General features: G+C 62.6%; 23 protein-coding genes. 7 read left to right on the forward strand and 16 right to left on the reverse strand.

Translation table 11 applies throughout. The features are described 5' to 3' along the window. Positions 1-15: 15 nt before the first annotated feature. Positions 16-798 (reverse strand): SDR family NAD(P)-dependent oxidoreductase, encoded by a 783-nt coding sequence (locus RS897_RS01050; RefSeq protein WP_315834773.1) that lies wholly within the window; start codon positions 796-798, stop codon positions 16-18. Positions 799-1,023: 225 nt separating this feature from the next. On the opposite strand from RS897_RS01050, the gene amaB reads away from it, so the two are divergent. Then, positions 1,024-2,538: an L-piperidine-6-carboxylate dehydrogenase gene (gene amaB, locus RS897_RS01055; RefSeq protein WP_315834774.1), complete on the forward strand. Its 1,515-nt coding sequence runs from the start codon at positions 1,024-1,026 to the stop codon at positions 2,536-2,538. Between the two features lie 47 nt (positions 2,539-2,585). Here amaB and RS897_RS01060 read toward each other — a convergent pair whose 3' ends face one another. Beyond that, entirely contained in the window at positions 2,586-3,140 is a 555-nt protein-coding gene (locus RS897_RS01060) for a TetR/AcrR family transcriptional regulator (protein ID WP_315838937.1), read from the reverse strand. A 154-nt stretch (positions 3,141-3,294) separates the two neighbouring features. On the opposite strand from RS897_RS01060, the gene RS897_RS01065 reads away from it, so the two are divergent. Continuing rightward, positions 3,295-4,068, forward strand: a complete 774-nt coding sequence (locus tag RS897_RS01065; RefSeq protein WP_315834775.1) for an SDR family NAD(P)-dependent oxidoreductase — start codon at positions 3,295-3,297, stop codon at positions 4,066-4,068. A 70-nt stretch (positions 4,069-4,138) separates the two neighbouring features. Here the strand turns inward: RS897_RS01065 and rocD are convergent, their stop codons facing one another. From rocD to RS897_RS01090, 5 genes are all read right to left on the reverse strand, one after another. Continuing rightward, a complete protein-coding gene (gene rocD / locus RS897_RS01070) occupies positions 4,139-5,389 on the reverse strand; it encodes an ornithine--oxo-acid transaminase (RefSeq protein WP_315834776.1) in 1,251 nt (416 codons plus the stop codon). Between the two features lie 284 nt (positions 5,390-5,673). Then, positions 5,674-6,201, reverse strand: coding sequence for a hypothetical protein (locus RS897_RS01075; protein ID WP_315834777.1), 528 nt, complete (start codon positions 6,199-6,201; stop codon positions 5,674-5,676). Between the two features lie 104 nt (positions 6,202-6,305). Then, positions 6,306-6,800, reverse strand: coding sequence for a DUF302 domain-containing protein (locus RS897_RS01080; RefSeq protein ID WP_315834778.1), 495 nt, complete (start codon positions 6,798-6,800; stop codon positions 6,306-6,308). Positions 6,801-6,862: 62 nt separating this feature from the next. Further along, positions 6,863-7,738, reverse strand: a complete 876-nt coding sequence (locus RS897_RS01085) for an alpha/beta fold hydrolase (RefSeq protein ID WP_315838938.1) — start codon at positions 7,736-7,738, stop codon at positions 6,863-6,865. Between the two features lie 197 nt (positions 7,739-7,935). After that, positions 7,936-8,706, reverse strand: coding sequence for an alpha/beta fold hydrolase (locus tag RS897_RS01090; protein ID WP_315838939.1), 771 nt, complete (start codon positions 8,704-8,706; stop codon positions 7,936-7,938). Positions 8,707-8,922: 216 nt separating this feature from the next. Between RS897_RS01090 and RS897_RS01095 the strand changes: the two genes are divergently transcribed. After that, positions 8,923-9,885, forward strand: coding sequence for an AraC family transcriptional regulator (locus RS897_RS01095; RefSeq protein WP_315834779.1), 963 nt, complete (start codon positions 8,923-8,925; stop codon positions 9,883-9,885). A gap of 30 nt (positions 9,886-9,915) precedes the next feature. Here RS897_RS01095 and RS897_RS01100 read toward each other — a convergent pair whose 3' ends face one another. Further along, a complete protein-coding gene (locus tag RS897_RS01100) occupies positions 9,916-11,877 on the reverse strand; it encodes a putative bifunctional diguanylate cyclase/phosphodiesterase (RefSeq protein ID WP_315838940.1) in 1,962 nt (653 codons plus the stop codon). Positions 11,878-12,124: 247 nt separating this feature from the next. On the opposite strand from RS897_RS01100, the gene RS897_RS01105 reads away from it, so the two are divergent. After that, positions 12,125-12,613 carry an Lrp/AsnC family transcriptional regulator gene (locus RS897_RS01105; RefSeq protein WP_315834780.1) on the forward strand — a complete coding sequence of 163 codons (489 nt, stop codon included), beginning with the start codon at positions 12,125-12,127 and terminating at the stop codon, positions 12,611-12,613. A gap of 7 nt (positions 12,614-12,620) precedes the next feature. Here the strand turns inward: RS897_RS01105 and RS897_RS01110 are convergent, their stop codons facing one another. After that, complete coding sequence (locus RS897_RS01110; protein WP_315834781.1) at positions 12,621-12,821, reverse strand: hypothetical protein; 201 nt, start codon at positions 12,819-12,821, stop codon at positions 12,621-12,623. A 382-nt stretch (positions 12,822-13,203) separates the two neighbouring features. Between RS897_RS01110 and RS897_RS01115 the strand changes: the two genes are divergently transcribed. Next, positions 13,204-14,103, forward strand: a complete 900-nt coding sequence (locus RS897_RS01115; RefSeq protein ID WP_315834782.1) for a LysR family transcriptional regulator — start codon at positions 13,204-13,206, stop codon at positions 14,101-14,103. A 538-nt stretch (positions 14,104-14,641) separates the two neighbouring features. Next, on the forward strand, positions 14,642-15,757 hold the full coding sequence (locus tag RS897_RS01120; protein WP_315834783.1) for an SMP-30/gluconolactonase/LRE family protein: 1,116 nt from the start codon (positions 14,642-14,644) through the stop codon (positions 15,755-15,757). 514 nt (positions 15,758-16,271) lie between these two features. On the opposite strand, the gene RS897_RS01125 is transcribed toward RS897_RS01120, so the two are convergent. After that, positions 16,272-16,943: an alpha/beta hydrolase family protein gene (locus tag RS897_RS01125; RefSeq protein WP_315834784.1), complete on the reverse strand. Its 672-nt coding sequence runs from the start codon at positions 16,941-16,943 to the stop codon at positions 16,272-16,274. Positions 16,944-17,030: 87 nt separating this feature from the next. Here RS897_RS01125 and RS897_RS01130 point away from each other — a divergent pair, with 87 nt between their 5' ends. After that, on the forward strand, positions 17,031-17,429 hold the full coding sequence (locus tag RS897_RS01130) for a hypothetical protein (protein WP_315834785.1): 399 nt from the start codon (positions 17,031-17,033) through the stop codon (positions 17,427-17,429). A 111-nt stretch (positions 17,430-17,540) separates the two neighbouring features. On the opposite strand, the gene RS897_RS01135 is transcribed toward RS897_RS01130, so the two are convergent. The 6 genes from RS897_RS01135 to RS897_RS01160 all read right to left on the reverse strand — a co-directional run bounded on the left by RS897_RS01135 (position 17,541) and on the right by RS897_RS01160 (position 22,316). Further along, positions 17,541-18,044, reverse strand: a complete 504-nt coding sequence (locus RS897_RS01135; RefSeq protein ID WP_315834786.1) for a GNAT family N-acetyltransferase — start codon at positions 18,042-18,044, stop codon at positions 17,541-17,543. Between the two features lie 79 nt (positions 18,045-18,123). Beyond that, positions 18,124-18,942: an aspartate dehydrogenase gene (locus RS897_RS01140; RefSeq protein WP_315834787.1), complete on the reverse strand. Its 819-nt coding sequence runs from the start codon at positions 18,940-18,942 to the stop codon at positions 18,124-18,126. Further along, a complete protein-coding gene (locus RS897_RS01145) occupies positions 18,939-19,637 on the reverse strand; it encodes an ABC transporter ATP-binding protein (RefSeq protein ID WP_315834788.1) in 699 nt (232 codons plus the stop codon). Before RS897_RS01145 ends, RS897_RS01140 begins: the two co-directional genes overlap by 4 nt. Next, on the reverse strand, positions 19,637-20,386 hold the full coding sequence (locus RS897_RS01150) for an ABC transporter ATP-binding protein (RefSeq protein WP_315834789.1): 750 nt from the start codon (positions 20,384-20,386) through the stop codon (positions 19,637-19,639). The genes RS897_RS01145 and RS897_RS01150 overlap by 1 nt, the downstream gene beginning before the upstream one ends. Beyond that, the gene (locus RS897_RS01155; RefSeq protein WP_315834790.1) at positions 20,383-21,408 is read right to left on the reverse strand and encodes a branched-chain amino acid ABC transporter permease; all 1,026 of its coding nucleotides are present in this window, start codon (positions 21,406-21,408) and stop codon (positions 20,383-20,385) included. The genes RS897_RS01150 and RS897_RS01155 overlap by 4 nt, the downstream gene beginning before the upstream one ends. After that, complete coding sequence (locus tag RS897_RS01160) at positions 21,405-22,316, reverse strand: branched-chain amino acid ABC transporter permease (protein ID WP_315834791.1); 912 nt, start codon at positions 22,314-22,316, stop codon at positions 21,405-21,407. The genes RS897_RS01155 and RS897_RS01160 overlap by 4 nt, the downstream gene beginning before the upstream one ends. Between the last annotated feature and the right edge of the window lie 176 nt (positions 22,317-22,492).

Here is a 22,492-nt window from a genome sequence, read left to right on the forward strand (position 1 = left end):
ACCCCGCCGTGCGCCTCAAAACACGCTGTAGCCGCCGTCGATCACGATGGTGTCGGCGGTGTGATAGGCCGAAGCGCCGCTCATCAGATAGACCGCGATGCCGGCGAAGTCCTGCGGCTTGCCGAAGCGGCGCATCGGAATGCGCGGCACGGCGTTCGCCATGAACTTGTCGTTGGCCTGCAGGCCTTCGGTCATCTCGGTGTCGATCCAGCCCGGCAGAATCGCATTGGCGGTGACGCCGTAGCGCGCATGCTCCACGGCCAACGCCTGGATCAGCGAATTGATCGCGGCTTTTGATCCGGCATAGTGCTCATTGCGGGCGGTGCCGAACAGCGAGGCCATGCTGGAGGTCGCCACCAGCCGGCCGAATGCATCGCCCTGCCCGGCGCGCGCGATCATATGCCGGACCACCGGCTGGAATGCGTGAAAGACACCGTCGAGATTGATCGAGAACATGCGCCGCCAATCGTCTTCGGTGCGGTCGGCAAACGCCGTTCGTCCGCCGCCGCCGATTCCGGCATTGGCGAAGCAGCCGTCGATGCGGCCGAATTCCTTGAGCGTTGCGTCAGTCGCACGCGCGGTCTCGTCACGGCTTGCTACGTCGCAGACCAGCGTCTGCACCTTGCCGCCGAGCTTGCTCAGCTGCGCCGCCGCCGCTGCATTCTTCTCCGCGTTGCGGCCCCAGATCGACACCGCGCAACCGTGCGTCGCCAGTGCCTCGGCGATACCGAGGCCGATGCCGCCGTTACCGCCGGTCACCACCGCGACGCGGTGATTCAAGTCGAACAGGTTTGCCATGATCAGATCCTTGGATTCTTCCCTGGATTGTTATGAGAATTCCGTCGTGCAAATCGCGCGTCTCATCTCGTCCTCGGACAGTTATCTCATCGACCACCGTCGCTCGGCAAGCCTCGTCGCATCCATCGCAACGGATCGCGCCGTCCTCCGGTTTCAACTGCAAGGCCAGGTGAAAAAATGCTGATGTCGTGGTAGCGTGTCCTCCCAACTCGCAAAGGCCTTGTCATGACACTCGCAGCACGCGTCGACTCCATTTTGCAACATCTCGGCGTTCACCCTGATCGCCTGAGCGGCGGCGAGCGGGTGGTCCACTCGCCGCTGACCGGCGAGGTCATCGCGCAGATCAGGGATACGCCGCCGGCTCATGTCGGCGACATTATCACGCGCTCTGAACGGGCCTTCCTTGCCTGGCGCTCGATCCCGGCCCCGCGCCGCGGCGAGTTTGTCAGGCTGCTTGGCGAGGAGTTGCGCGCAAGCAAGAGCGAGCTTGGCGAACTCGTCACCATCGAGGCGGGCAAGATCCGCTCCGAAGGCCTCGGGGAAGTCCAGGAGATGATCGATATCTGCGATTTCGCGGTCGGCCTCTCCCGCCAGCTCTATGGCCTCACCATCGCCAGCGAGCGGCCGAACCACCGGATGATGGAGCAATGGCATCCGCTCGGCCCCGTAGGCATCATCACCGCCTTCAATTTCCCTGTCGCGGTGTGGGCCTGGAACGCGGCACTGGCCCTGGTGTGCGGCAATCCCGTGATCTGGAAACCGTCGGAAAAGACCCCGCTGACGGCCCTTGCCGTCCAGGCGGTGGTGCAACGCGTGGCGGCACGGTTCGGTGACGCTCCGGCCGATCTGTGCACGGTGCTGATCGGTGGCCGAGACATCGGTGAGATGCTGGTTGACGATATCAGGGTGCCCCTGGTCTCCGCCACCGGTTCGACCGCGATGGGCCGCATTGTGGGCCCGCGCCTGGCGCAGCGTTTCGCCCGCGCCATTCTGGAGCTCGGCGGCAACAACGCCTCCATCGTAGGCCCGACGGCCGATCTCGACCTCGCACTGCGGGCCGTGACCTTTTCCGCCGTCGGCACCGCTGGCCAGCGCTGTACCACGCTGCGGCGGCTGTTTGTGCATGACAGCCTTTACGACCCCTTCATCGCGAAGCTCAAGCAGGTCTATGGCGCGATCCGGATCGGCAATCCGCTGGCGGACGACGCCGTGCTGGTCGGCCCGCTGATCGACGGTGCCGCTTTCGAGCGCATGCAACACACCCTGGTCGCGGCTCGAAAAGCCGGCGGCACCGTGACGGGCGGCGAGCGCGTCGCCGGAAGGGACGCCGGCGCCTACTACGTGACACCGGCGCTTGTCGAAATGCCCGCACAGACCGGGCCGGTGCTGGAGGAAACCTTCGCTCCGATCCTCTATATCATCAAGTACGCCGATTTGGGCGACGCCATCAGATGGCACAACGACGTGAAGCAGGGCTTATCGTCGTCGATCTTCTCGGCTGACATCCGTGAGGTGGAGACATTTCTCTCCGCAACCGGCTCCGACTGTGGCATCGCCAATGCCAATATCGGGCCGTCCGGCGCCGAAATCGGCGGCGCCTTCGGTGGCGAAAAAGAAACCGGCGGCGGCCGCGAAGCCGGCTCCGACGCCTGGAAGGCCTACATGCGCCGCGTCACCAGCACCATCAACTACGGCCGCGATCTCCCGCTCGCTCAGGGCGTCAGGTTCGACATCGGCTGAGCCTGTGCGCGGGGCAATGCGGATTTTCGTCGCAAACAATCCGACGTTCAGCCGGGCGGAGGCGCGGCCCGCGCCACCGCGTCTTGCCCCAGAGCTTGAATCATGGCGCAGGCCGCCGTGGTCGACCGCCCACCCGCGGTCAGCGCGGCGAAGAACGGGTAGCCCGTCAAGGCGAACAGGACATCGACGAGATCACCCGAGGCACGCGCGCCGGCGCGTTTGACCAGCCGCCCGACAAGAACCGACAAGGCTTGGCGCCGCCGCGCATTGCGTGCGCCGAGGATCTCGGCAAATTCAGGATCGCTTACGCTTTCCGCCTCAAGGCGGCCCATCGCTTCGCGGCGAAAACTCCAGAACTCGCAGAACACGGCAATCAGGCTATCGAGACCTTCTCGAGGATTGGGGTCGGCCATGGCGTTGGCCAGCCGCGAGAGGCCGCCGCGCGCAGCAATATCATCGAACACCGCCTCGAGCAGAGCGCGGCGCGACCCGAACTGATTATAGACGGTGAGCCGCGTCACGCCGGCTGCCTTCGCCGCCGCATCGAGCGAAAAGCCAGCCGACGACCCACGCGAGGCGAGCAATGTGGTCGACGCCACCACGATGCGCGCGCGAGTTTGAGCGGCAGCCTCCTCGCGTTGCGGGCTGCGATAGGTCCGTGAGGCCAGAGCGATTGACTCCCAAAATGGATATACAATATGTATATCAAAATTAGTACAGAGCCAACGGCCGTTCAAGAGAGCGAAGGGGAATTCCTTGCCGCATCATCCGATCTATCCCGATCTCAAGGGCAAGACTGCCTTTGTCACCGGCGGTTCAGGCGGCATTGGCGCCGAAACTTGCCGCTGGCTTGCGGCCAGCGGCGTCAGGCTGGCGGTCGGCGGCCGCGATGAGGCGGCGCTGTCGCGCGTGGTGGACGACCTCGTGCAAAACGGCGCGCAAGCGCTGGCGATCCCTGCCGACTGCACCGACCCAGCCGCGCTGGACGGCGCCCGCGCCGCCATCGAGCAGCGCTTCGGACCCGTCGACATCCTGATGGCTTTCGCCGGTGGCGGCACGGCACGCCCGGCAGCGGTGCACGACACCAGCGAAACCGACTGGCGTTCCGCGCTGGATCACAATCTCACGGCCACTTTCCTGACCCTGAAAGCCTTCCTGCCGGGCATGCGCGAGCGACGATCGGGTGCCATCGTAACAATGGCTTCCACCGCCGGCCGCGCGGCTTCGGCCGCCTCTTCGGCGTACGCGTCGGCCAAGGCCGGCGTGATCATGCTGACCCGGCACCTCGCGCAGGAGGTCGGTCCGCTCGACATCCGCGTCAACTGCGTATCGCCGTCGGCCATCCTCACCGAGCGTACGGCGCGCCATATGCCCGCGGAGCAGAGGGCCGCGATCGCCGCGCTGCACCCGCTGAACCGGCTCGGAACTCCGGCCGACGTGGCCGCGGCGGCGCTATTTCTTGACTCCGACTGTGCGTCCTGGATCACCGGCGCAACGCTGGACATTGCTGGCGGTCGCCTGATGCACTGAAGCCGTTGACGTCATCCCGAGGTGCGAGCGACGCAAGTCTTGAACGCTGAACGGCCGTTTGCGCATGTCATCACGCATTGGGGGCAATGGCCTCGCCCGCCGTCGCAGTCTCCATAACCGGCGATACGACATCCCCCAGCACCTCGGCCAGCCGATCGATGGCCCAGTCGATCTGGCTCTCGTCGATGGTCAGCGGCGGCGCCAGGCGGATGGTGTTGCGATGGGTGTCCTTGGTCAGCACGCCGGCCTGCAGCAGGCGCCCGACCACTTCGCCCGAGCTCGCCATGCTCCGGTGCAGTTCAATGCCGGCGAACAGACCGCGCCCACGCACCTCACGAATGACCGGATTGTCCAGCGCGGACAGTCGGCGCAACAGATAGGCTCCCGTGCTCGCCGCACGCTCGACCAGATGCTCGTCGATCAGTGTATCGAGCGCGGCGAGCCCGACCGCGGCGGCGATCGGGTTGCCGCCGAACGTGCTGCCGTGATCGCCCGGCGCAAACACGCGCATCACCTCATGGCGTGCGAGAAACAGCGACACCGGCAGCAATCCGCCGCCGAGCGCCTTGCCGAGCATCAAGCCGTCGGGTTCGACGCCATCATGCTGGCACGCCAGCAGCTTGCCAGTGCGTCCCAAACCAGTCTGGATCTCGTCGCACAGCAACAACACATCGTTGGTCCGGCAGATCCGCGCGGCCTCGGCGAGATATCCCTCCGGCGGCACATTGATGCCGCCTTCACCCTGGATCGGCTCGATCAGGAACGCAGCCGTATGAGGCGTGATCGCCGCGGCAAGCGCCGCGATGTTGCCAAACGGCACCGACCGAAATCCCGGGGGAAACGGTCCGAAGCCATCACGATATTGCGGCACCGTGGAGAAACCCGTGATCGCGATGGTGCGACCGTGGAAATTACCATCCGCGACAATGATCTCGGCGCGGTCCGCCGGCACACCTTTAACCTTGTAGGCCCATTTGCGCGCCGCCTTGAGTGCGGTCTCGACCGCCTCCGCGCCGCTGTTCATCGGCAGCGCCGCGTCCATGCCGGTCAGCGCACAGGCCTTCGCCAGGAACGGTCCGAGCCGGTCGCTGAAATAGGCCCGAGAGATGGTATCGAGGCGCTGCGCCTGCGCGGTCAGTGCTGCGACCAGTCGTGGATGACAGTGGCCGAAGCTGACCGCCGAATAGGCGCCCATCATATCCATGTAGCGACGACCGCGATCGTCCCACAGATAGATCCCTTCGCCGCGAACGACGGTGACCGGCAAGGGCGCGTAGTTGCCTGCGCCAAAGCGGGCTTCGAGGTTGGCGAGATCACTCACGACACACCTCCTTAGCTGGAGGGAGCCGTCGCATTGGATATCAGCCGTTCGGGACGCCGAATCAGCCGGGGCTCCCTGCATCCTATGTAGGACGGCGGACTCCAAAGTGCGAGATCATTTGCAACGACCTGCGGCATCTTGCTCGATCGTGCGGTATCAGGATCGTGCTGACACCAGTGGAGGATTCGACGTTCGCATCCGAGCTGCGTGCCGATAGTCCCGGGACGTTACGTTCCCTAGGGAAGAATACGAGGAGTCGACACCGAACAACCGAGGCCTCTCGCCTAACCCTTCGCGGCGGGTACGGGCGGCACCGGCAGAATGATTTCGGAAGCGACCTTCCAGTCCTTCCCGACACGAAGCCAATTGATAATCATGAGAAACGGCCTGGCTGTTCCATCCTGCCCTGCATAAGAGACCGTGATGTTCATTGGCACGTAGGACTCGGCGACGTCACGCGTCAGGCCGACAACCTTGAGCTTCGAATAATCCGGCTCGAGCACGACCGGACCGGAGCTGCCGATATCATGCAGCTTTTGATCAATCGCCTCGTTGCCCCAAAAGCCGGCCCAGTTCCCTTCGAACTGGATCGCGCTCTTAGCCACCAGCAGGGCCGAGGGCGATTGCCAGAACATCCCATGCAGAGCCTTGAAATCGTGGTTGTTGGCCAAATCCATCAGCCTGCCGAACTTCGATTTTATCGCGCTGAGGGTCGCAGCATCCAGCGGCTCTTTCCTGACGGCGGGAGCAGCCGCGACAGCCCCGGTGGAAAGAGCCAAGGCAGTGAGGGTGACAAGAAGTGTCTTGTACATGCAGAAATTTCCCTTCCATGGTCTGGCTCGCGACAACGCCCGTCGCGTTCCGCGATTGGTATGAGTGACCCACGTCCAGCGACCGAAGACGTCAGCAGGACGTTTTAGCTTGCACATTCGCGTAGCAAGGCTGTGATTTTCGCATCAAGATTTCGGGCGACGGCGAGGGCTTCCGAGCTGCCATAATGCAGCAGATAACTCTCCATTTTGTCATAAGACACGTGCACGCCATCCGGGCGCTCATCAATCAGCACTGTGACCGGAGCGTAGGATCCAGCATCGGGCACGTGCTTGACCATCTCTTTCATGATGAGTGGATTGCCGACCACAAACCGCATGATCTTAGGCGTCTCGGATCCAGTTTCGCGACGCAGAATGTCGCCCAAGTCGAATTCCGCGAAGAGCATAAGGTCCGTTCGGCCGAGGCCGCTTTGCACAACGCGCTCCAGGTCCGGGAAGGAATTTGTCGCCCTCGTTTCCTTGAAAAATTCGGCCATGTTGGGTTGCCCGACCGCCGACTTGAGCGCGCCCACAACAGCGTCGAATGATTTTGAGCTCGTGAGACTGAAGCGCTCCACCTCGAATTTAGCGATTGTCATTTGTCCTCCATAACAACTCTCATGGATAAAGTGCTTCTGATCGCGTCGGAACGCGCCGGATGTCATGCAGCCGCGGGCTGCGCCTCCAGGAAGGTCCGGACGTGGCTGACGAACATCTCATGGTACTGAAACAGGGCGCCGTGCCCTGAATCGGGATAGAGGACCAGTTGAGCGTTGCTGAGTTCCTTGAACATGGCGTAGGCGTTGCTCGCGGGCAGCATGGTGTCGTGGCTGCCGCTGACCACAAGAGCGGGTTGGCGGATGGCGCGCAGAATGGCGTGCCCGGGATCAGGTGTCGCGCACCAGGTGATCAGCGCTTTGGCCTGAGGATCGGTGACCGCGCTGCCGTTATCGGTGTCCCGATCGTCCTGACGCACCTTCGTCCGCTTCAGGAAGGCCAAGCCGGACGACCGGCTGGCAGACGAATTCGTGAAGAACAGCGGCAGGCGGGGATCCGGCGCATCGGTTTGGGAAAACGCCTGCTGCAGAACCGCTAACAGATGTTCCTCTCCGCCTTTCGGCGCGGTGCCGACGAGGATGAGCTTCCGCACCAGGCGCTCGTGCTCCGCGGCGATCTGTTGGGCGACGCAGCCGCCGAGAGAAAAGCCCAGCAGGTCGACCTCAGAAAGGCCGAGCAGATTGATGAAGGCGACTGCGTCTCTGGCCATTGCTGCGACATTGTCAGGCGTATGGCCAGTCGAGCGACCAACCCCGGCGTTGTCGAATGCGATGACAGGGCGATCGGTGGCGAGAGCGTTGACGACGGCAGGATCCCACGCATCGATATTGCCCGAGAAGTGCTGCAGGAGAACCAGCGGCGTTCCGGTAGGGGGGCCGAGGCGGCGATAGGCGAAGCGGATTCCGTGGCCTTCGATGTAATGGGTGGGCGCCGTTTCGAGCGTGGCGACGTCCTGGCTCGCGATGTCGATTTGAGTCATGTCATCCTCTGAATGCCTGGCATAAAACAATTGAGTGGAGAGACCGGTGTGGCGCAGCGAAAGAAGGCCTCCCTGCAGGATTTTCGCTGGCGCATCGGCGGCGTTGGCTGGTTGCGCCATCGCGGCCCGATGCGCTCTGCATTCCCTGGAGCGAGCGTGCGCGCTCCCGGCGCGAACAGCCGCCGGGAGCGATACCGTCACTTCACGAGCGCTGCCTTTTCGATGACCTCAGCGACTTGCTTCGCATGAACGACGAGCGAAGCATGGCTGCCGGCGACTTCCGTCGTCTGAGCCTTCATCCTGGCGGCGAACGACTTCTGGGCCTCGGGCGCGAGGACTTTGTCTTTCGTGCTAATGACGTAGAAGGTCGGCTTGTCATGCCAGGCCGCAATGTCGACGGGGGCCTCGAACGCAACGTGGTTCAGCGGAAGCTGCGAGTTGGCCAGGTGCGCGGCGATCTCCGGAGGAAGGTCAGCCGCGACGGCTGACGGAAACACCTTGGGGTCGATGTACAAATTGCCCTTCGCATCGGGATGGATCGCGTTGCCGCCTTCGGTCGGTGGGCCGGCCTTTGCTAGCGACGCCAGGGATTCACCGACCTCCGGCGCGAAAGCGGAAACATAGACCAGCGCCGAAACCTTGGGATCGTTGCCGGCTTGCGTGATCACCACGCCGCCCCAGGAATGGCCAACCAGAACGGTCCTTCCGTCCTGCTTCGCGAGCGCCTGTCTGGTGGCATCAACGTCGGCGGCGAGAGAAGTGAGCGGATTTTCCACGAGCGTGACGCTGTAGCCTTTCTTCGTGAGGATATCGGCAACGGGCTGCCAGCTCGTCTGGTCCACGAAAGCGCCGTGCACGAGCACGATGTTGTGGGCTGCTCCCTTGGGCAGTTCGGCGGAATGAGCGGAGCCGAATAACGCCGTTCCGGCCAGGAGCGCGGTGGCGGCTGAGAGGAGAATATTTCGCATTGTTTGTTCCTGTTGGCATGTCGGACGAAGACGGTCCGGGGGAATGGAGAGGCGTTTCCAGCAGGGGTCGCGGTTCTTCCATCCGCCGTTGGCGAAATGGTTGCCGCTCGTCACGTCGGCCCGCCGCGACATGACGTATTCCGTGGACCTTTCGGACGATAGAGATCAATCGTCCGGATGTTGTGTCCAATCGTCCACCGGTCTAATCTCGGCGGCATGGACATCCTCGCCCAAGTGCTCGATCGCGTTCGTCTCGGCGGGACGCTGCTGTTTCACTTCGAGCTCGGCCATCCCTGGAATCTGGAGTTACCCGCGCGTCCCTACGCCCTGTTTCACTATCTCAGCCAGGGTTCAGCAACTCTCGCGCTCGGACAGGAACAGGAAATCCAGATGACTGAGGGCGATTTTGTCGTGATCACACGCGGCGAGCCCCATGTATTTTATTCGGATCGCCGGGCCAAGCCCTTGCGGATCATGGATATAGACCGATCGTCGCCGCGTCTTGGCGTCGTTCGTCACGGCAGCCGTGCAAAGCCGCTCTCGACCTTGATCTGTGGTAATTTCACGGTGTCACGACCGCTGTTTGGCAGCGTGCTGGAGCTGCTTCCGCCCGTGCTCCTGCTGAAGCCAACGGCGGACGGTGGCTGGCTTGAAGCAATCCTGCGCCGCATGGTCAGTGAATCCGCGCTCGAGCGTCCCGGCCAACGGGTCGCCCTCTCACGACTGACGGAAGTGCTGTTTGTCGAGGTGCTCCGAAGCTGGATTGCGTCGCTCAGTCCCGGACAAGGCGGCTGGCTCGGGGCCATATCAGACCCGCATATCGGACCGGCGCTCAAGCTGATCCACGAAAACCCGGAGCGGCCCTGGACCCTGAGCGACCTTGGCCAACGGGTAGGGCTCGGCCGCTCGGTATTTTCAGCCCGTTTCACCAGGCTCGTCGGCCAGTCCATGCATCGCTATGTGATCGAACGCCGGATGGCGGAAGCGGCGTTCCTGCTGGAAACCAGCGAGGAGCCGATCGCACGGATTGCCAGCCGGGTCGGTTACGAGACGGCGGCGGCGTTTTCGAAGCTGTTCCATCGATATCACGGCCTGTCGCCCGGCCGGCACCGAGCAGCTCGACGACGTGATACAAGCCACCCGCAACCGGAGGATTCGACAGCAGAAGTATCCGATTGACCTCAACCAGGCGCGCCGCAACCATAAGTGCTAGGCTGCGTGTCCGGTCTTGCGATCGTCGATGCCGAGCAAGGTGAGAACCTCGTGGGCCGAAATCGGCCGCCCGATCAGAAATCCCTGCACTTCGTCGCAATCGGCCGCGCGCAAATAGTCGAGTTGCGCCTCGGTTTCGACGCCTTCGGCAACCACCCCGATCTTCAAATCGCGGGCAAGACCGATGACGGATTTGACGATGGCCGCGCAATCCGGCTGGATCAGCATGTCGCGGATGAATGACTGGTCGATCTTGATGCGGCTGAACGGCAATTTGCGCAGGTAAGTCAGCGACGAAAATCCGGTGCCGAAATCGTCGAGCGCGACCGTCACACCGAGCTCGAGCAACGCGCTCAGCACCGATGGCGCGGAGCCGTATTTCGAGATCAGCATCGACTCGGTCATTTCGATTTCGAGCCGCCGTGGCGACACGCCGCTATCGCTGAGCGCTCGCACCACGCTCTGCAGGACGCCTGCGTTCTGCAGCTGAACCGCCGAGAAGTTCACCGCGATCCTGATGTCGTCGGGCCAGCGCGACAGCACGACACAGGCGTGCCGGATCACCCACTCGCCGATCGCATGGATCAGCCCACTTTCCTCGGCGATCGGGATGAACTCACCGGGATAGATCAGCCCGCGCACCGGATGCTGCCAGCGCAGCAACGCTTCGAAGCCGGCAATGCGATTGTCGCGCAGGTCGAGAAACGGCTGGTAGACCAGTCGGAATTCGTTGCGTTCGACCGCCGATTCCAGATCACGTTGCAGCGCCCGGCGCTCGCGGGCCGCGGCATCGTCACTTGGAGCGAAGAACTGGATCGCCCCCACACCAAGCCGCTTGGCGCGATACAGCACGACGTCGGCATGTTTCAGGAGCTCATTCGAGGTGTTGCCGTCGCGCGGCGCAAGCACGATGCCGATGCTGATGGCGCCCTGGACTTCGCGTTCGTCAATCTGGAACGGGTCGGCAAAGGCTGCAATGACTCGTTCAGCCAGTGCCAACGCCTCCTCCGGCCCGGCCATATTTGTGGCAATCAGCGCGAACTCGTCGCCGCCGATGCGTGCGGCGATGTCGGCGTCACGGGTGCAGCGGCGCAGCCTGGCTGCGACCTGGATCAGGAACTCATCCCCCGCGGGATGGCCATACAGATCGTTGATGTCCTTGAAGCGATCGAGATCGAGCAACAAGACTGCAAATTCTTTCCCACTGAGCGACAGCCGGGTCAGGCAGTTTCCGAGACTTTCGTTGAAGGAGAATCTGTTGGGCAGCAGAGTCAGCGGATCCTGGCGAGCCACCTTCTCGGTGGCTAGCTGCTTGATCAGAGAGCCGGTGAATTCGAAGGAATACGCAAACACGCTGCGCAACAAAACGAATGTGTAGATCAGCACCAGCACGGCGACCAGCACGGAGGCGAAGTCGCCAATGCGGCCGAGACAAATCTCAGCGCCGATAAAAATCGGGGTGATGAAAGCAATCGCCGCCACCGGAATGGTGGCGAACGCAAGCGCGCCACCGGCCAGCATGCCGGCGCACAGGCAAGTGATCACCAGTTGCCCACCGTTGCCGGCTTGCGCAAAGAACGCCAGCGGCAGGATCGCCCATGCACAGCCCAGCAGAAAGGCATTGCGGACCAGCCGGTGGATGGTTCGGCGCGAGACCGACGGCGGCTTTGCCACCCGCCATGTGGTCCGCCCCTTCAAGGTGATGAAAAGCGTGGCACACACGAGGCCGGCGCCCCAGAGCACAGCCGGCAGGCGATCGGATGAATCCCACAGCGCCAGCACCAGGATGACAGCGTTGCAGGCATTGGCCAGCATGATGCCGGGGGCGTGACGCAAGACCAAGGCGATCTGCTCGGCACGGATGAAGCCGGCGACGATCTCGTCGGTCGGCGGAGCGCCAAACGCAGCGAGATCCCCGGCGAACAGCCGCGAAACGTAAGACCTCAGATCCACCAGCATGTCGAATTCCATTCCCGGGGCCCCGACGCGGACGCCGGTTTCCCCATTGTGGCAAAGTCGCTGCTATTCTTTGAGGAAATGTGAACGATGACCGGCATCTAGGGTGTGCCTTCACCCCTCCATATGCGTCATGGCGCCATGTCGGCGGTATGGCTAACAAAGCCTGACTGGGAAAAGCACATTTGAACTTCGGTTCCCGACCGCGTAATCACAGGTGCGCATCCGCGCCCGGCCTATCTGGTGATTTATGTCAAAGCCTATCCTCGATCAATTTGACCGCCGCATCATTGCCGAACTGCAGAAGGATGCGCGGATCACCAATGTGGCCCTCGCCGAGAAGGTCGGGCTGTCGCCGCCACCTTGCCTGCGACGGGTGAAGCGGCTCGAGGACGAAGGCGTCATCCGCGCCTGGCGCATCGAGATCGATCGCAAGGCTCTGGGGCTTGGAGTCACGGTGTTTGTCGGCGTCAAATTCGACCAGCCGCAGGAGATCGAATCCAGCGAATTCGTGGCCGCGATCGGTCGCTGGTCGGAGGTGGTCTCCTGCCAGTTGATTACTGGGGATATGGATTTCCTGCTCGAAGTCGTGGTCGAGGATCAGGACGCCTATCAGCGCTTCCTGTTCGACAAGCTGTTGAAGATCCCCCACGTGAAGGACGTGCGCTCCAACTTCGCGATCAAGACCTTCAAGACCGGCGGCGCCCTTCCGTTCGCAACGGAGGCGACATCGCCCTAGCTCGTCGCTATTTCTTCGCTCGCAAGACCCCCTCGGCAAACGCCGTCGTCAGACCGAGGATAAGCACTGACGCAACGATTTCAGCTCCCGCGCCAAATCCGAAGGCCAGCACGACCGCAACGACGACCACGATCAGGACAGCCACCGTAAAGCCGTCATCCGCGATGGCGTGAAGCGAGCTTTGCAGCCGGGAGCGCAGGGGCGCCATTCGTCCTATGCGCCCGGCGGGTTGCCGCTGCCGGCAACGGCCGTGGCTATATGACTGGCCTTATGTTTCTGCCCGATGGCAACGGCGATTCCGGACAAGCGACGCATGCAATGAGTCAGCAGAAGCTGCAGCCACGAAGTCGTTGATCGCGAGATGCTGTGTGTCGTCATGGATTGATCCTCATGCGTGGCCGGCGAAGAGCGACCGGCGCGGCGGGCGGCCTCACACGGCTTTTTTTGATGGGGAGAAAACAGACGAGCACGCCTCCGCCGGTCGCACTCGTATCAGTGCGCGCTGCCGATCATTTTGACAAACGAATAATTATGGCTCTTATTATCGGCTATATCGATACTATTCGATCACGAGGACCAGCGAGCGCGCCATGGATACCGAACTGGCCAGGACCTTTCTCACCGTCGTCGATGCCGGAAACTTCATCACCGCAGCGGAACGTCTGCACCTCAGCCAGTCCACCGTCAGCACGCGCATTCACACGCTGGAGACTCAGCTCGGATGCACACTGTTCGTGCGCAACAAAGCCGGCACCACGCTGACAGCGGCAGGCCGGCAATTCCAGCGGCACGCATCGACGCTGGTTCGAACCGTTGAACAGGCCCGCCAGGATATCGGAATTCCAAAGGGCTTCAGCCGGACGCTGGTGATCGGCGGCCGCATCGGCTTGTGGGAGGAATTTTTACTGCATTGGCTGCCGCTCATGCAGCAGCGCAACCCGGACGCCTCCATTCGTGCCGAGAGCGGACTCGAACCGGAGATCATGCAAGGCCTTATCGAGGGGCGAATTGATATCGGGGTGATGTACACGCCGCAAAGCCGCCCCGGATTGAAGGTCGAACAATTGTTCGAGGAACGCCTGGTGATGGTGTCGTCCCACGCAAAACATCCACCCGAACCCGGACCCGGTTATGTGTATGTCGATTGGGGGCCCGAATTCTATACGCGGCACAGCGCGTGTTTTCCGAACTTCATCGGTCAGTCATTGACCGTGAATATCGGCTGGCTGGGACTGCAGCATGTTCTGAACAACGCAGGTTCAGGCTATTTTCCCATGCGCATCGTATTGCCTTATCTCGAAAGCGGGCGGCTCCATGTCGTCGCCCGTGCACCCGAATTCTTCATGCCGGCCTACGTGGTTCACTCTCTCGACGGCGACACGGCGCTGCTTGGAAGCGCAATCGAGATCATGCACGACATCGTCCGCACGAAAGCCAAAATCAAGAGCGGCACAGGGGCCGCAAAGCAGGTGAGAAACATCCGGCGCTGAGTGTTCCCGCTATGTCGGACCGGCCAAACCGCCGACATTATCTTCGGCGGACAAGTGTTGATCCGTGGGCACGGCGTTCCAAAAACAGGCGAACGCAATCTTAAAAACGATCTGTTTTTGACTGAAATTTTCAGCAACCGATTGGATCGGGAGAAAATCGGATCCACCCGACGTGATGACCTTGCAGACTGCGGCATTGCAACAGCCGACATCTCACTATCTGGGACAGAGCTATTCTTGTCTGCCGCGATATCGGAGATATCGCCGTCATCTTGCCGCATCGAAAAAAAGCGCTAGCATTCGCGTTGTTCGATCCTCGTGATCTCATCAGCATGCTCAACCTGAAAATCTGAAAACTCAGATACCGGACGCGCCGTCGAACAAATCTCCGCAATACCTGAAATCGACCTTTTGGCATTCACACAGAACGTCCACCGCCAAAAAAGTATCAGGAAAATCTGCAAGACTGAGCTGCACAAGACTGATCTGCAAAAGAATCTGGACGGCAAACCCAGCCAGACAACCGGAGGAAGCAACGATGACAATATTGCCTGAGACACTGGACGAGACTTCGCAGCCGCAGCATCGCGGTTTCGATCGCCGCGGTCTGCTGCGCACCGCCGGCGCGCTGGCTGCAACGACGGTGCTGGCGCCGAACGCACTCGCACGCGACTACGGCCGCAATGCCGAACCGGCCCGCTATCCGGACCCCGACATCGTTGTGATCGATCCCAAGCGCTTCAAGGCCAAGGTCGGCAATACCGTGATCCAGCGGCTTTTTACCGGATGCTTGTGGGCCGAGGGCCCGGCCTGGAATTCGCAGGGGCGTTATCTGGTGTGGAGCGACATTCCCAACAATCGCCAGCTGCGTTATCTGGACGACGACCAGCACATCTCGACGCGGTTTCGCTATCCGGCGAATGAAAGCAACGGCAACACCTTCGACACCGAAGGCCGGCAGATCACCGCGCAACGCACCCAGCTGGTGCGTTTCGAGCACAACGGCTCGACCACCGTGCTTGCCGATCAGGCGAACGGCAAGCCGATCAACGGCCCCAACGACATGGTGGTGCATCCCAACGACAAGTCGATCTGGTTCACCGATCCCGGCTATGGCGGGCTCGGCCGCTATGAAGGCGTGATGGCCAACACCGGCACGGTGCAGCCAAACCAGAAAGAAGCGGTGTATCGCATCGACGGACAGTCCGGTCAGATCACCAAGGTGGCCGACGAACCGTTCAAGCCGAATGGCATCGCTTTCAGCCACGATTACAAAAAGATGTATGTCTGCGACACCGGCATCACGCACTATCCCAATGCCAAGAACATCATCTGGCAGTACGACATCGACGGCGCCAAGCTGACCAATCCACGCACTTTTGCCGACACCACGCTGGACGGCAAGTCCGGCTTCCCGGACGGATTGCGGGTGGATGTCGACGGCAACGTCTGGGCCGGACTCGGCTGGGTCGGCGAGGGTTATGACGGCGTGCATATCTTCGCGCCCGACGGCACGCGCATCGGCCAGATCAAGCTGCCGGAGATTTGCGCCAACGTCTGCTTCGGCGGCGCCAAGCGTAACCGCCTGTTCATGACCGCAAGCCAATCACTGTATGCGGTTTATGTCGAAACCCAGGGTGCGCATTTCTGCTAGAGCCTTTCCCATTTCGATAGAATCGAAACGGGGCTCTAGATTTTTGATTTGACGCGTTTTCTTCACGCGAACCGGTATCCACTTCGCTCGAAAACGCTCTAAGGCGACCTCATCGCCAGCACCACATCCTGCATCATGGCCAGCGCGGCCGTGATGCAGGATGAAAAGAAAATAGAACCTCCATCAACGCGTATAGAAAATGACGCCGGCGATGATCACCATCGCTGCGACCGCCAGCATGTGCGCGAGCAGCCCCGAGGCTGCCCTCCTGGTGGCTTCCTTCATGTTCCCCCCATGATGGGCATGAGTCATCGCCGGCCGCACAGGCCCGACAACTCAGATATGTGACGCGGAACACCCCAAAACGACTTGAAGCGCGGATATTCGCGGATTCGAGTCCCCACTCGGCGAATATCGATACGTCAAAGAGTCGACCATCAATGCGGCATCAATTTGTCTCGAGCTGCCCAAGTTCAGGGCATGGGCTGGAGAGGTGATTCGCCCGCAATACGATTCAGATCGTCTGCTCGATCCACGCGGTCAGCTGATCCATCACCTCGTCAAGCACTTGCGCATCCTTGCGGCCGGTGCGGGCCGGCACATGAAACGAATGATCGGCATCATGAAATAAATTCAGCGTCGCGCGGCGGCCGAGCGCCTTGCACACCGGATTGAGCTGATCGAGTTCGGCGAGCTTGTCGTTGGTGCCTTGCAGGAACAGCATCGGAATTGTCACGTCGAACAGATGCTTGGCGCGATCCTGCGACGGCTTGCCGGCGGGATGCAGCGGGAAGCCGAGAAAGATCAGCCCGCGCACATCGGGCAGCGGCGTTGCCGCTTGCGCCTGCGAGGTCATGCGGCCGCCGAATGATTTGCCGCCTGCAAAGACCGGAATTTTCGGCAGCAGTTCGACCGCAAACGCCACCGCGGCACGCACGGTGGCGTGGGCAATGGCGGGCGCGTCCGGCCGTTTGCTGCCGCGCTCCATGTAGGGGAACTGATAACGCAGGGTTGCGATCTCGCGTTGCACCAAACCGGATGCAACGGCGGTCATGAAGGAATGCGCCATGCCGGCACCGGCGCCGTGGGCCAGCACATAGACCGCACGCGGATGCGGGGGCGATTGCAGCAGGCCGGAGACTTTGACGTCGTCGCGAACAGTGATGGTCACGGGTTTGGTCGACACGGGCGGCGCTCCGGGATGGGTACTTTCACGTTGTATATACGAACCGGCGGGCGGGTTGGAGCGGACGGCAAGGGGTGGTCAAGAATAATGGCGTTCGTTGTTGGCACTGCCGCGCAACATCATGCTGCCGGAGCGGCGTGCGACGCAATGGCTGTTGTTTTGTTGCGCGACGCGTTGCCAAACGCCGGGAGCTGCGAGAGCATTCGTGATCGGCGGCCTATCGCCGACCAAATTTTTGATCGACGAGGCACGCTTATGGCTGATCGCAACGCCGACATCTACGATCTGAAGGCCTATCGTAACAGGCAGTCCGCAGCGCGGCTCTTGGCCGAGAAGAAGGCGGCGGCCGCATCGCCGATTCCAGCTGTCGCGCCACGGCCGAGGAGCGAAGCGGTCTCGGCGGCGTCCTTCGCCATGCCCGCGGCATTCTTCGCCTTCTGGCCGTCGCTGCCGCCGGATCAGTCCCGTGAGCACGACGGCGCATAAGCGCCGTCGCTGGTGCAATCAGGCATTCCAATCTACGGCTTCATCTATGATGTCAAAACGAGGTCGCGGAGGCGACAGCAGCAACGCCCGCATGTCAGACAACTGTGCGAACTACCCCGGCGATGATGCAGGCCGAGTGCTGAGCACGATAAAGTCCTCGCCGTCCAGGACAAAGCCAGCGACCTCGCGCATCCCCAGCCGGAGATGCGCGCTGAGCGAGCGCGGATTGTCCGCGCGAATGAACAGGACCGCCTCGCGATCGGGCCGCCGCGCCACCAGGTCCCGATACAGCGCCTCAAGTACGCCCTGCCCGCGTGCGGCGCGATCGATGCACACCGGTCCATAGCCATAGGCATCGTCGCCGCCCGGCCACGCCCGGAACATCGCCACCACAGGCGGTGCCGACACATGGACCTTGTCTTCGGTGAGCAGCGCACCAATCAGCCCGGCCTCGCTGGTGGCGACAATGATCAATTGCCCGGCGTCGAGCCAATCCATGATCACGCCGGCGGACCAGTCGCCAAGCAGCATCCCGCCGTGATCGGCGGCGTTCGCCGTCAGCAGCGCCGAGATCGTTTCCACATCGTCCGGCGTCGCTGGGCGTGTCGTGATCATGGCTGAAATTTCGCCCGTGGATCGGAGGATGAACGCAAGTCCTGCCCGACCGGACCGGCGAGCGCAACCCCCACCGGTCTCAGAGGCTGACAGGTCGGACTCGGCCTTCGATCAGGTGCACCAGGCTGAGCGCGGTCATCTCCGACGACTTTGGGTTGGTGCCCAAAGGCCGGTTTTCGACCATGACCACCAGCGTCCCGAAATCGCCTTTCGCCACCAAATGATGACAATTTTTCGTCGTCGCAGGATTGGCCACCAGTTCCACACCGGTGCGTTCGAAACCGATGCCGGCCAGCGCCGAGATTGCCGCGACATTGGCGTTGGCAGGAAAGCGACTCGCCGCCTCGCGCGCGGAACCGCGAAAGAAAACATGCGCCGATGTCAGGGCACCAAGATCGACGAGATCTTCGGCCGGCGTGCCTTTCCACGCGCGTGGCGGCTTGATGATGCGATGGGTGACGGATTCGAGTGGCAGCCGCGACGCCGCTGCCAATGCATCGAGGCCGCCCAGCGCGCCGGACGGGATCAGGATCCGGCTGCCAAAACGCTCGGCCTGATCCACCAGCCGCTGCAGCACCGCGTCATCGGTGAAGGCACTGGTCGACGAGACCACAAAGCCCGGCGCACAGCGCAAGCTCGCCAGCCCCCAGGGCTCGACCGCAGCACGGCCCGCGGCTTCCACCACCAGATCGGGTGTGAGATCACGCAACGCATCGGGTGACGGCAGCCAGCGCGCGCCTTCGGGCAGTTCGCGGTCGTGGGCCGGCGCGCTGCGGGTGGCGATGCCAGCCAGCACAATGTTGTCATTGCGTGCGGTCAACAAATCAGCGACCCGCCGCGCAATCGCGCCCCAGCCGACGAACGCCAGACGCAACGGCTTCTTTCGCGCAATGCTCATAGCCCGATATACCGCTGTACCTTCGCCGCATCTCGATCAAGCGCCGTGCTATCGCCGCTCCAGACGGTATGCCCCTTCTCCAGGATGTAGTGATGATCGGCCAGCCGTTTCAGCACCTGTATGTTCTTGTCGACCAGCAGGATCGATTGCCCCTGTGCTTTAAGTTCGGCAATGCAGCGCCAGATCTCCTCGCGCACCACTGGCGCCAGTCCCTCGGTCGCTTCATCAAGGATGAGCAACTTGGGATTTGTCATCAGCGCCCGGCCGATCGCCAGCATCTGCTGTTCACCACCGGAGAGAGTCGCCGCATATTGCTGCGCGCGCTCGCCGAGTCTCGGGAACAGATCGTAGATCCGGCGCTCGGTCCAGGGCGCGGCCCGGCCGGTACGGTTGGCAGCAGTCGCCACGAGATTTTCGCGCACGGTGAGGGTCGGAAACACCATGCGGCCTTCCGGCACGAGCCCGATGCCGCGCCGCGCGATCGTCTCAGGCGCGGAGCCCGCCATCGGCCGGCCATCGAAGGCAATGCCGTCGCCGACCGGGACAAGTCCCATGATCGCTCTCACCGTGGTGGTCTTGCCCATGCCGTTGCGTCCCAGCAGGGTCACGATCCGGCCGTCGGGCACATCCAGGCTGACATCAAACAGCACCTTGCTCGGCCCATAAGCGGCCTGCACGTGACTCAGCTGCAGCATCACGCATCCCCCTCGCCGAGGTAAGCCACGCGCACCGCGTCGTTGTTGCGAATCTCGTCGGCATCGCCGGTGGCCACCACCCGGCCATAGACCAGCACCGAGATCCGGTCGGCGAGTGCGAACACCGCATCCATGTCGTGTTCGATCAGCACGATGGTCACCTTGCCCTTGAGCCTGGTGAGCAGCGCGATCATCTCCTGGCTCTCGAGCGGCCCGAGCCCGGCCATCGGCTCGTCCAGCAACAGCAGCGATGGTCGTGCCGCCAGTGCAACCGCAAGCTCAAGCTGCTTGCATTCGCCCTGGCCGAGATCGGCAACCCGCGCGGACGCCTGCGCTTCGAGGCCGACCTCCCGCAGCAACTGCAAAGCCGGCTCGCAAACGGCGCGGTTTGTTCGCGCGTCGGCAAAGAAACGGAAGCTATGCCCCTGCTGCGCCTGCACGGCGAGCGCGACATTTTCGAGAGCCGTGTACTGCCCCAGCAACTGGGTGATCTGGAAGGTGCGCGCGAGGCCATGGTGCACACGCCGCCACGGCGGAAGGCCGCCGATATCGACGCCACCAAGCCGGATGGCGCCGCTGTCCTGGCGCAGCTCGCCAGCCACCTGATTGATCAGCGTGGTTTTGCCGGCGCCATTGGGACCGATCAGCGCGTGCAGCGCCCCCGCCGGCACCGTCAGGCTGACATCGTCGGTAGCGATCAGGCCGCCGAAGCGTTTGGACAGGTTGCACAGTTCCAGTGCTGCGGTCATGGCTGCGCCCTGCCCGCGCGGCCCAACAGCGCCGCCAGCCCACCACGCGTCAGCATCACCACGGCAAGCAGGATGAAACCAAGATAGAGCTGCCAATTCTCGGTCCGTGCGGCGAGCAGGGTTTCCAGCAGCACCATGGCAGCCGCGCCCAGCAATGGCCCGGTCAGGGTGCCGGCGCCGCCCAGGATGACCATCATCATCAGCTCGCCCGACTTGGTCCAGTGCATCATGTCGGGGCTGACAAAACGCAGATGGTTCGCCATCAGCGCACCCGCGAGCCCTGCGCCGGCGCCTGCGATGATGAAAGCGACCAAACGATAGCGATACGGCGCCACGCCCATCGCCATCATCCGCCGCTCATTCTGCCGCAGTCCCGACAGCACGAAGCCGAAGCGCGAGCGCACGATGCATGCGGTCAGCAGGAACCATGCCGCCGCGGCCATTAGACAGATATAATAGAACGTCGCGTCGTCCCGGGTGTTGAGGAACGGCAGCACATCACGCCGCCGCATCATCAGGCCGTCGTCGCCGCCATAGGCCTTCAGCGACACGAACAGGAAGAACACCATCTGCGCGAACGCCAGCGTGATCATGATGAAGGGCACGCCGCTGGTGCGCAGCGACAGGGCGCCGATCCCGGCCGCGGCAGCGGCGCTGACCAGCATGGCCACTGGGATCGCCACCAGCAGCGCGTCGCTGCCAGGGAAGAAGCCAAGAAATGCGCTGCTATCGGCGAAGTGCTGATAGAGAATGCCGACGGCATAACCGCCGAGGCCGAAAAATGCGGCATGGCCGAAGGTGACCAAACCACCATAGCCGAGGACCAGGTTCAGGCTCATGGCCGCGATCGCGTAGATCATGACCTGCGTCGCCAGCCCGACCACAGACGGTACCTGCAACATCGCACCGGCCGGCGGCAGCATCGCCAGCAGCACGCCGACGAGCACTGCGGCCAGCAACCGAGGCGCAACGATCGTGATCGAGCGGTCGCCAGTGCGGCTTTCCAGCGAGTCCGATGTCATGGCTTCCCCGCCAGCAGGCCCTGCGGCCGGATCAACAGCACCAGCGCCATCAGGAGATAAATGCTGATCGACGACAAGCCGCTGGCCAGCGCGTCGGCATTCGATCCGCCCATCAACTGGCGCAACAGCATGGGCAGGAACGCTCGCGCCAGGGTATCGACAAGACCAGCCACAAGAGCGCCGAAGAAAGCGCCGCGCACCGAGCCGAGACCACCGATCACCACCACCACAAAGGCCAGGATCAGGATCTGCTCACCCATCCCCACCTGCACCGACGTGATCGGGCCGGCGATGACTCCGGCGAGACCCGCCAGCAGCGCGCCGAGGCCGAACACCGCCGTATAAAGCAACCTGACATTCACTCCGAGCGCCCGCACCATCTGGCGATGGGTCGCACCCGCGCGCACCAGCATGCCGATGCGGGTGCGATGGATCAGCAGGAACAGCCCCGCGGCCACCGACAGGCCGAGCACGATCACCAGCAGGCGATAGACCGGATACACCAGGCCCGGCAGCAGCGTGACCGAGCCGGAGAGCGACGGCGGCATCGCCACGAACAGCGGCTGACGCCCGAATAGCATATTTGCGCTCTGGTTGATGATCAGGATCAGCGCGAACGTCGCCAGCACCTGGTCGAGATGGTCGCGTTGATAAAGCCGCTGCACCACGACAAACTCGATGAGAATGCCGCTGGCCGCTGCTGCGGCAATCCCGCCAAGCAGCGCCAGTCCGACAGAGCCGGTATAGGCCGCAACCAGCGCCGCCGCATAGGCGCCGATCATGTACAGCGACCCGTGGGCGAGATTGATCACGCCCATGATGCCGAAGATCAGCGTCAGGCCCGCCGACATCAAGAACAGCGTGATGCCGAACTGCACGCCGTTGAGGATCTGTTCGAGGATGATCATGCGGTTGCGGCTGCGAAGCTGGAACGAGATCGAACTTGATTGAAGCGGTTGCTCCGCAACCGCGGCTCACCTCGCCCCGCTTGCGGGGAGAGGTCGGATCGCGTCAGCGATCCGGGTGAGGGGACGTCACCACAAACTCCGCGCGTTGAAGAGCCCCTCACCCCAACCCTCTCCCG

It is taken from the genome of Bradyrhizobium prioriisuperbiae (genome assembly GCF_032397745.1).
GTDB lineage: Bacteria > Pseudomonadota > Alphaproteobacteria > Rhizobiales > Xanthobacteraceae > Bradyrhizobium_A > Bradyrhizobium_A prioriisuperbiae.

Bases quoted from the DNA above. Each gene is read 5' to 3' on its own strand.
- RS897_RS01050 (WP_315834773.1), bottom strand. From the start codon at position 798: ATGGCAAACCTGTTCGACTTGAATCACCGCGTCGCGGTGGTGACCGGC.
- amaB (WP_315834774.1), top strand. From the start codon at position 1,024: ATGACACTCGCAGCACGCGTCGACTCCATTTTGCAACATCTCGGCGTT.
- RS897_RS01075 (WP_315834777.1), bottom strand. From the start codon at position 6,201: ATGTACAAGACACTTCTTGTCACCCTCACTGCCTTGGCTCTTTCCACC.
- RS897_RS01080 (WP_315834778.1), bottom strand. From the start codon at position 6,800: ATGACAATCGCTAAATTCGAGGTGGAGCGCTTCAGTCTCACGAGCTCA.
- RS897_RS01085 (WP_315838938.1), bottom strand. From the start codon at position 7,738: ATGACTCAAATCGACATCGCGAGCCAGGACGTCGCCACGCTCGAAACG.
- RS897_RS01090 (WP_315838939.1), bottom strand. From the start codon at position 8,706: ATGCGAAATATTCTCCTCTCAGCCGCCACCGCGCTCCTGGCCGGAACG.
- RS897_RS01095 (WP_315834779.1), top strand. From the start codon at position 8,923: ATGGACATCCTCGCCCAAGTGCTCGATCGCGTTCGTCTCGGCGGGACG.
- RS897_RS01100 (WP_315838940.1), bottom strand. From the start codon at position 11,877: ATGCTGGTGGATCTGAGGTCTTACGTTTCGCGGCTGTTCGCCGGGGAT.
- RS897_RS01105 (WP_315834780.1), top strand. From the start codon at position 12,125: ATGTCAAAGCCTATCCTCGATCAATTTGACCGCCGCATCATTGCCGAA.
- RS897_RS01110 (WP_315834781.1), bottom strand. From the start codon at position 12,821: ATGGCGCCCCTGCGCTCCCGGCTGCAAAGCTCGCTTCACGCCATCGCG.
- RS897_RS01115 (WP_315834782.1), top strand. From the start codon at position 13,204: ATGGATACCGAACTGGCCAGGACCTTTCTCACCGTCGTCGATGCCGGA.
- RS897_RS01120 (WP_315834783.1), top strand. From the start codon at position 14,642: ATGACAATATTGCCTGAGACACTGGACGAGACTTCGCAGCCGCAGCAT.
- RS897_RS01130 (WP_315834785.1), top strand. From the start codon at position 17,031: ATGGCGTTCGTTGTTGGCACTGCCGCGCAACATCATGCTGCCGGAGCG.
- RS897_RS01135 (WP_315834786.1), bottom strand. From the start codon at position 18,044: ATGATCACGACACGCCCAGCGACGCCGGACGATGTGGAAACGATCTCG.
- RS897_RS01140 (WP_315834787.1), bottom strand. From the start codon at position 18,942: ATGAGCATTGCGCGAAAGAAGCCGTTGCGTCTGGCGTTCGTCGGCTGG.
- RS897_RS01145 (WP_315834788.1), bottom strand. From the start codon at position 19,637: ATGCTGCAGCTGAGTCACGTGCAGGCCGCTTATGGGCCGAGCAAGGTG.
- RS897_RS01150 (WP_315834789.1), bottom strand. From the start codon at position 20,386: ATGACCGCAGCACTGGAACTGTGCAACCTGTCCAAACGCTTCGGCGGC.
- RS897_RS01155 (WP_315834790.1), bottom strand. From the start codon at position 21,408: ATGACATCGGACTCGCTGGAAAGCCGCACTGGCGACCGCTCGATCACG.
- RS897_RS01160 (WP_315834791.1), bottom strand. From the start codon at position 22,316: ATGATCATCCTCGAACAGATCCTCAACGGCGTGCAGTTCGGCATCACG.